This window comes from Zavarzinella formosa DSM 19928 (genome assembly GCF_000255705.1).
Lineage (GTDB): Bacteria > Planctomycetota > Planctomycetia > Gemmatales > Gemmataceae > Zavarzinella > Zavarzinella formosa.
On sequence record NZ_JH636439.1, the window covers coordinates 1,579,184 to 1,584,797 of the forward strand.

The window sequence follows — 5,614 nt, forward strand, 5'->3', positions numbered from 1 at the left end:
CGGCGATGACGTCGTGACGGCGGACGACTCAAGCATTTTCGGCCTGACAACGGTTCGCCTGGGGGCCGGGGCCGACATGTTCAAGGCCGACGCCGACAACTCGTATCCGTCGGGCATTGCGACTTATTTCGGGGGCGCGGTCAATTTGTACGGGGAGGCCGGAGCCGACACCTTTGATCTCAGCTACACCGGCGGCACGAAGGTGTCCATCGGCGGCAAGCTCTCAATTTGGGGCGGGACCGAACTTGACACATCCAGGATTTTCAGCGGCAACACGTTGTACGTGCCGACAACGTACAACGATTGTGAAAGCAAGTCCTCGTAATGGGCTTGTGCATCCGAGATTTTACGTTGATTTTGTCTCTTGCGAACGGTTGGATTGGCATTCTTCCATGCCCGCCATTAGAAGGCCGGGCCGATGGAGTCCTGCGCTCCGGCCGGGCAAAACATGATTTGCAACACAAATACCGTTTTGGTGTCCGGTGCCCGGCGCAGATTCCGATAACCCCCCTGGCCTGCGCAGGTCCGCCTTTCGCACGTGCGAGAAAAGGAATCGGCAAAAACGCGAGATTCTATTCCGTGAATAACCTGGCATCGTCAAGGGCATTGTCGAGGGTCAGGCGTCCGGCTTGGCCACCGAGTCCGAGGATGCGCGAATCGCGGCCGTGACAATTCCGGCGGTCAGGAGAGGCGGAAGCCACGACTGGGATGACAAGAGGATGGACACCATCCCCTCTCCGGTTTAAATGTTGAGAAAGTCGGAATTGTCCTGACATGTTCACATTGGAACATGTTCCTAAATTCACATTTTCAACACACCCCAAGGGGTCATTTTGCCGCGCATCACCGGCTACCACATCACCCCCGATCTCATCCAGACCATTGAACTAAAACTTCAAGACGGTGAGATCATCCTCTATGATTTGAACCGCCCGCTTTCCGTCTCGCACGATCAGCATGTGGTCAAATTCATGGACTTCCCCGGAGTGGTGACCGCCTACATCCCTGACCCTCTGGGCATCAAATCCAAATCCGATGCCGCAAGTCGAATCAATTTCCGTGCGGCTGATTTGCTGGCAGACCTCACCGGCAAGGCGATTTGGAAAACAGCCACCATTCGCGGTTATGTGGTGATTATCCATCGTCAAACCGATGGAACCTTTGCCGGTTTCCCCGATGGTCTTGTCAAGAAAATCCTATCCCATGCCTGACATTTCACCCGCCCGTGTCGCCGTCTCTTTCAAAACTGCCAAGGTTAAAAATCATCGGCCGTCGAAGCGTCGCCGTGTAAGTCATCGCCCCTTCTGAATGCGCCTTCTTCAGATCAACCAAGATCCATCCCGATTTCATGAGTTCGACCAGTCGAAGGTACTCCGCGCCCCTGACCGGCTCGCCGTTGGCGTCCAGCGAGTAAGCGATTGCGAGTTCATTGTCTGGCATGAGATTTTCCCGGGGATGAAAAGGATGACCGACGGAAAGGGTAGGCAGACCAGTATCCGCAAAATGAGCCCGCGACACTTTTAATTCTAGGCGTCGTCTCCTTCACGACTTGGTTGTGCGATGATTATCCCATCCCGCGAAATTCGTGGACTCGCGCCGTTTCGCTTATTTCTATCTTCTTCACCGATCCAGCGGGAATCGGCGTCGTCCGGGGACGCTTTAGGGGGCGTCCCCGGACATTCTGATTAAGTGTCCGGCGCCGGACACTCATGGATACCTAACGCCTCAACCGGCTAAATGTATCATGTGATCGCCTGGCAGTGTGGGTCGCCACGGCCGGGGGTCGTTCAGGACCGCCCGGCCACTTTTTCCGGCTTCCCATGTCCTGCCGGCCAATCGGGCTTGTCAATCCGCAGTCTTCCACCTCGCCCGCCATTGGTCAGAAATTCGTGTCAATTGATTCGCCCGTCTGGGCTTGGGGGGTGGCAATGGCTTTCCAGACCGCCAGGCTGACAGAGTTCTTGGCAAAGCGGACGGAGCCGTCCCCGAGCAGCACATTCACTCCGCCCGTGTGCCGGCTGCGGGCGGTCAGGATGATGGAACGGTTGTTGTACGCGGTGTAAGTCGCCGTGCAGGGAGCCATCGGATCACTGACGCAATAACCGGACCGGACGTTATCCGTCCCGCTGTTGGGCGTGTTGTTGTGCTGGTAGATCGGCCCTTCGGGGTAACCGCGGACCCCTCTCATGTCGTCCCCCTTGGGATTGATCACCTCGGACATGAACGCCGTGTTGCTGGTGCCGTCCGTGATGTCGGCGACGCGCGTCTTGCTGACGTTGTAGAACACGCCCTGGACAGTGTGATCCAAGCCGTTTGGCGCGGGGGAGATTTGCGGCCCGATCCCGCCGTTGGCGTCATAGTTGCCGCGAATGTAACCCCCGCCAAAGGCGAACACGGCGTTCGGATCATCCGACGGGCACGTCATGATGGATATCCGGGTCGTCCGGACCGCCGCCGTCTGGGAAGCGCTCGAACCGAACCCGTTGTTGGTGCGCACAATGCTGTAATCGACCGTGTTGTAGAGTGAATCCTGCTCGACGAAAGGCAGGATGAAGTAGGCCCAGGAGGCTTCGCTGTTGTCCGACACCCCGTTGAAGGTGCTGTTGTTGGCGATGTATCCAGGCGGGAACACCTGATTCGCGCTTTCATAGTTATGAAAGCCGAGACCGAACTGCTTCATGTTGTTGGTGCATTTCATCCGGTTGGCGGCCTCGCGGATCTTTTGCACCGCCGGCAGCAGCAGGCCGATCAGGATGGCGATGATGGCGATGACGACAAGCAATTCGATGAGGGTGAAAGCCTTTCGGCGGGGTGATCCCAAAAGCATCAATGACTCTCCCAAAAAAATGACGAGGATGCGGGAATGGCGGGAGAGGCCATCGCAGACAGTATGCCCGATGAGGCCGGCACGCGAAAGCACATTTATGGAAATAGCTGTGACGGACTCTCCCGAGCGGGTGTCCGGCGCCGGACACCCGAGGGATTGCGAATGTTCCGAGGCGTTGGAAGGTTTGTCACATCCGACATGGCAACAACAACGCCCGCACGTTGAAATCAAACATCCGATTTTCAAAGGGAGACAATCATGGATTTGCCCGAAGATCTTGAAGAGGGAACGGCCGACCTGAGCGCGCAGGTGTCCGAACTGGCCGAACGCATTGAAACGCTGGAGAGCGAACGCGCCCGGACAATCAATTACCAAGCGTGCTTTCACATTGTCGGAACGCTCCGGCGGGCGGCCGTGGCTGCGGGCGTGAATGTTGAATGGGAAAAACTCGCGGATGTTTTGGACGATGTGGCCGAGGGAGACGCGACGTTATGCCAGAGCGAGGCCGAAATGTGTCAATGGGATGCCCCGGAGGAACGTTTCCAAGGCCAGCGGATTGTCAATGAGATGGTGAAAAAGGAACGCGAGTTGGCCCCGTGGATCATTCAGTTGCTGAGGAACGTCGAGTAAGATCACACGTGAGTGTCCGGCGCCGGACACTCACCACTCACCAGTCCGATGCCCTCATCACAAGAACTGCACCTTGATGGCCCGCCCGTCCTGATGGTCGCTGTTCGCCGGCCCGTTCCATTCCTGAATGTACCCGTCCGCGAAACCGTCCCCGTCCAGCGTGGCCGGGTCGGGAATGCGGGCGATCTTCGCCCCTTCATCGAAGGCGGCAATGAACATCGTCCGGGCCTCCACCGTCGCTGGATCGGGTGACCACAACGGACCGGCGACGGCCAGGCAGGTCTTGCCGGGGGCCAGCGTCGCTTTGCCCGCCGACACCAGCCAGCCGACATCGGAGGTCAGGTTCTCGAACACCCCGTCCGAGTTGACCGCCTGGATGTCCGAGCAGGCGTAATAGGCCGGCCCGCCCTCCGGCAGAGTTCCCTGATAGTCCCCGCATTTCACGACCGCGATCAGTCGTTGGGGCGTCGGCGTCTGGGGTTGCGGAACCGCCCCCTGTCCCATCGCGGCGATGAGTTCCTTCAGGCGGGTGTTGTAATTCTCGGTCAGGTAGCGGACATCTTTGGCCATCTTGTCGTCCCTCGGGAATGGTTTGTTGTGACCGTAGTCTTCCGGCGCCGGACGACTACGGTCAGGCGTGAGTGTCCGGCGCCGGACACCCGGACCCGATTCTCCACGACCCCCAACGCACATGAGCCTTCGTAACCGAATGGTGGCCGCCCGGCCACTGATCAAGACAGTCAAGATTCCCGGCGACGAGTTTGGCGGCCAACTGCCGATCCGCCTGCTGAGCCTGGCGGACCGGCTCCGAATCCAGGGATGGTATGCGGAGGCGGCCGGACTGGCCGATCCGCAGGCCAGGTCGAGGGAGTATCAAGCCATCGGAGCCCGGACCATCGCCTTGTCCCTGTGCGACGAGGACGGGACGCCGGCGTTCGACGCGGAGAAGGCCGATGATCTCGCCGAGTTGAAGCGGGTGTTGAGCGGACGGGCGGCGGAGTTGCTGACCGCGGAAATCCTCGACTTCAACGGCATGAGCGAAAAGGCGGTGACCGAGGGAAAATCGCCGTCCGGGACGACCCAGAGCTAAGGCTGTTGTTCCGGACGGCGATGGCGACGGGCCGAACGCCAGGCGAGTTTGCGGAAACCTGTTCCTCGATGGAGTGGCTCGGCTATGTTGCTCTCAACGACTGCGAGCCCTACGGCCCGTTGATCGAGAACGAGCGGATGGGCGAACTGATCGAGGCGGTTTACCGGGCCGGCGGCATTCCGGTGAAGCCGGGCACGTTTTCCCGGTCCGTCCGGCCGACGATGAGGAAGGCCGACGCCCGTGAGAACCAGGCCGCACTGATCGCTTACATGACCGCCAACTGTCCGGGGAAGGCGGGCCGGGCGCCGTCAGCCTGACGGGATGAGATTGATCTCCTGGCCGGGCTTGCGGTTGAACAGTTTAAGTTCGTCCAGTTGCCTTTCCAGGATCTTGAGTTGCTTTTCCTCCAACGCCTCGGCCCGCAGCGCGGCCCGCGACTTCACTTCCTCCACTTCGGCCTCCAGTTCCTTGATCCGGTCCTTCGCCACCTTCGCGGCCTGCTCGGCCGCGTCCTGTTGGGGCTTGCCCATCGCCCGGGTTTGCGATTCGGCGATCATCTTTTGGGCCTCCTGCGATCCCGCCAAAACCGTCTGGGCGGTCAGGTGTCCGAAATCGACCGGCTTGACGTCCGCGATCTCCTTCAGCTTGGAGATGCGGTCCTCAAGGTTCCGGGTCTGGGCGGCCTCGGACTTCTCCAGTTCCTTCAAGGCGATCCGGTCCAACTGGTCGAAGACGGCTTTGTTGGCCCGGCTGATGTCGGTGTAGAGTTTGAAGTTGGCCTCCGCCTGCGCCTCGAAAATCGCCTTGTTCCGCTCAAACAGATCCTTCTTCATTTGCGCCACGATGGCGTCGTTCTTGTGCCGGAACGTGAAGTCCTCCTTCTCCTGGGCCTTCAAGCCGCCGGCGTCGCCGGGCTTGTTCTTCTTGAGGAAGTCAGCCATCAGGATGTCCGCCCCGGACGCCTCGAACCCCTTGACGGCGGCCGGCCCGGCCGCCCGGCCGATGGCCTCCCCGAGTTGCGTTCCCAACAGCGTCCCCGCCGGTCCGCCGAAGAACATCCCCAGGGC

9 protein-coding genes are annotated in these 5,614 nt (G+C 59.9%); 5 read left to right on the top strand and 4 right to left on the bottom strand.

Translation table 11 applies throughout. The features are described 5' to 3' along the window. Together BGIM_RS0107395 and BGIM_RS0107405 are read left to right on the top strand one after the other, a co-directional pair. The coding region (locus BGIM_RS0107395) for a hypothetical protein (RefSeq protein ID WP_238537552.1) at positions 1-325 on the top strand (325 nt) is incomplete at its 5' end. Positions 326-833: 508 nt separating this feature from the next. Continuing rightward, complete coding sequence (locus BGIM_RS0107405; RefSeq protein ID WP_020469159.1) at positions 834-1,211, top strand: hypothetical protein; 378 nt, start codon at positions 834-836, stop codon at positions 1,209-1,211. A gap of 4 nt (positions 1,212-1,215) precedes the next feature. Here BGIM_RS0107405 and BGIM_RS0107410 read toward each other — a convergent pair whose 3' ends face one another. Beyond that, positions 1,216-1,440, bottom strand: coding sequence for a hypothetical protein (locus BGIM_RS0107410; RefSeq protein ID WP_020469160.1), 225 nt, complete (start codon positions 1,438-1,440; stop codon positions 1,216-1,218). Between the two features lie 439 nt (positions 1,441-1,879). Further along, positions 1,880-2,827 (bottom strand): DUF1559 domain-containing protein, encoded by a 948-nt coding sequence (locus BGIM_RS0107415; protein ID WP_020469161.1) that lies wholly within the window; start codon positions 2,825-2,827, stop codon positions 1,880-1,882. Positions 2,828-3,085: 258 nt separating this feature from the next. On the opposite strand from BGIM_RS0107415, the gene BGIM_RS0107420 reads away from it, so the two are divergent. Continuing rightward, entirely contained in the window at positions 3,086-3,457 is a 372-nt protein-coding gene (locus tag BGIM_RS0107420) for a hypothetical protein (protein ID WP_020469162.1), read from the top strand. A gap of 57 nt (positions 3,458-3,514) precedes the next feature. On the opposite strand, the gene BGIM_RS0107425 is transcribed toward BGIM_RS0107420, so the two are convergent. Next, positions 3,515-4,027, bottom strand: a complete 513-nt coding sequence (locus tag BGIM_RS0107425; RefSeq protein ID WP_020469163.1) for a hypothetical protein — start codon at positions 4,025-4,027, stop codon at positions 3,515-3,517. 121 nt (positions 4,028-4,148) lie between these two features. On the opposite strand from BGIM_RS0107425, the gene BGIM_RS0107430 reads away from it, so the two are divergent. Further along, a complete protein-coding gene (locus BGIM_RS0107430) occupies positions 4,149-4,547 on the top strand; it encodes a hypothetical protein (protein ID WP_029629823.1) in 399 nt (132 codons plus the stop codon). A gap of 20 nt (positions 4,548-4,567) precedes the next feature. Beyond that, positions 4,568-4,864 carry a hypothetical protein gene (locus tag BGIM_RS0107435; protein ID WP_029629824.1) on the top strand — a complete coding sequence of 99 codons (297 nt, stop codon included), beginning with the start codon at positions 4,568-4,570 and terminating at the stop codon, positions 4,862-4,864. Here the strand turns inward: BGIM_RS0107435 and BGIM_RS49175 are convergent. After that, the coding region (locus BGIM_RS49175) for a hypothetical protein (protein WP_193788947.1) at positions 4,856-5,614 on the bottom strand (759 nt) is incomplete at its 5' end. The two genes, BGIM_RS0107435 and BGIM_RS49175, sit on opposite strands and share 9 nt — an antisense overlap.

Coding starts and splice junctions, on each gene's coding strand:
- BGIM_RS0107410 (WP_020469160.1), bottom strand. CDS start 1,440: ATGCCAGACAATGAACTCGCAATCGCTTACTCGCTGGACGCCAACGGC.
- BGIM_RS0107415 (WP_020469161.1), bottom strand. CDS start 2,827: ATGCTTTTGGGATCACCCCGCCGAAAGGCTTTCACCCTCATCGAATTG.
- BGIM_RS0107420 (WP_020469162.1), top strand. CDS start 3,086: ATGGATTTGCCCGAAGATCTTGAAGAGGGAACGGCCGACCTGAGCGCG.
- BGIM_RS0107425 (WP_020469163.1), bottom strand. CDS start 4,027: ATGGCCAAAGATGTCCGCTACCTGACCGAGAATTACAACACCCGCCTG.
- BGIM_RS0107430 (WP_029629823.1), top strand. CDS start 4,149: ATGAGCCTTCGTAACCGAATGGTGGCCGCCCGGCCACTGATCAAGACA.
- BGIM_RS0107435 (WP_029629824.1), top strand. CDS start 4,568: ATGGCGACGGGCCGAACGCCAGGCGAGTTTGCGGAAACCTGTTCCTCG.